1 protein-coding gene and 2 pseudogenes are annotated in these 1403 nt (G+C 69.8%); all 3 read right to left on the minus strand.

Annotated elements, in window-relative coordinates:
* Nucleotides 1-189, minus strand: a pseudogene (locus ACSFA7_RS33560) (D-aminoacylase); the annotation flags it as partial.
* Nucleotides 186-1103 carry a MurR/RpiR family transcriptional regulator gene (locus tag ACSFA7_RS33565; RefSeq protein ID WP_435503361.1) on the minus strand — a complete coding sequence of 306 codons (918 nt, stop codon included), beginning with the start codon at nucleotides 1101-1103 and terminating at the stop codon, nucleotides 186-188. The gene ACSFA7_RS33565 and the pseudogene ACSFA7_RS33560, both read right to left, overlap by 4 nt.
* Nucleotides 1104-1120: 17 nt before the next feature.
* A pseudogene (locus ACSFA7_RS33570) lies at nucleotides 1121-1403 on the minus strand (amino acid deaminase); the annotation flags it as partial.

The raw sequence follows: 1403 nt of genomic DNA on the forward strand, positions 1-1403 counted from the left end.
GCGGCAATCGACCACCTCGACATCGGCGAGCGTGAGGCCTTCAGGCAGCCGCCCGCGCAGGCCTTCGCCGAGCGCGACGATGCGGTCGCCCTGCAGCAGCACGTCGCCGGGCCACGAGGGCCCGCCCGAACCGTCGACCACGAGGCCGGCTTCGAGCAATACGGCTTTCACGGCTTTGGGGTCGCTCACGATGCGCGCCCTCCTTTTTCATCGTTGATGCCGCCGCCGTCCCAGCTTTGCAGCGGGTGCGTGGTGGCGTCGATGCCATGGCGCTGGAAGGCTTCGCGTGCGCGCTGCAGGCGCTGCACCGCAGGCTCGCCGCGGCGTTGCGCGACCAGCACCGTGAGTATCTCGATGGCGGTGAGGTGCGTGAGGTACGCATCGATGCCCACGTGCATCACCGCGTCGTCGGGCACCGAGAGGCCCAGCAGGAAGTCGGCCTTGGCCGCGAGTGCCGTACCAGGCCGCGTGAGCGCGACCACCTTGGCGCCCTGCCCGCGCGCAATGTCCACCGCATCGAGCAACGAGGGCATGCCACCCACGTGCGAGATCGCGATGACCACGCCGCCCGGCCGCTGCGCCGCACCGGCGACTTGCTGCAGGTGATAGTCGGCCCAGGCATTGGCCGAGAGGCCGAGGCGGAACAGACGCGCCTGCAGGTCGTTGGCCATGAACCACGAGGTGGCGCCCGCGCCGTACAGGTCCACATGCGGAGCGGCCGCAATGGCGGCCACGGCACCGTCGAGCACCTGCATGTCGAGCTGGCCGCGCACGCCCGAGACCGAGGCCGCGGCGCTGCGCGCGATCTTGCTGACCACTTCGTCGGCCGCGTCCTCGATGTTGACGCGGCGGTGCAGCGGCGAGCCGCCGAGCGCGAGCTCCTGCGCGAGCGCGAGCTTGAATTCCCGCAGGCCCGCAAAGCCCAGGTCGCGGCAGGTGCGCATGATGGTCGGCACCGAGCTGCGCGAGCGCTCGGCCAGCTGCTCGAAGCTCTCTTCGAGCACGCGGTCAGGGTCTTCGAGGATCAGGTCGAGAATCGCGCGCCGCGTCGCCGGGGCGCTGCTGCGGATCTGCGCGATCTTCTGAAGCAGGGAGGGGGTCATCGGTGCTTCTTCAAAAGTCAGAAATGCATGGCGACGGCGTCGCTCACGCGGTAGTCGTTTTCGACGATGGGCATCCAGTGCCATTTGTCGAAGGTGGTGCAGGGGTGCGAGATGCCGAGGCCGACGCGGTCGCCCACCTTGGGCGCGTCCGCCTCCTCGCTCGCGTCCCAGCGCAGGTACGCATGCTGGTCGTTGAGCGCGGTGATCTTCCAGCCGGCGGGCACGGCCTGCGCTTCGAGCGCGCCGCGTGCGGCGCGTCCGATGGGCACGGGCATCGAGAGGTCGAATGAGATGTCGCGC

This window comes from Variovorax trehalosi (genome assembly GCF_051216415.1).
Taxonomy (GTDB): Bacteria; Pseudomonadota; Gammaproteobacteria; order Burkholderiales; family Burkholderiaceae_C; genus Variovorax.

Excerpts from the sequence above, each read along its gene's own strand:
- ACSFA7_RS33565 (WP_435503361.1), bottom strand. The coding sequence starts at position 1,103 with ATGACCCCCTCCCTGCTTCAGAAGATCGCGCAGATCCGCAGCAGCGCC.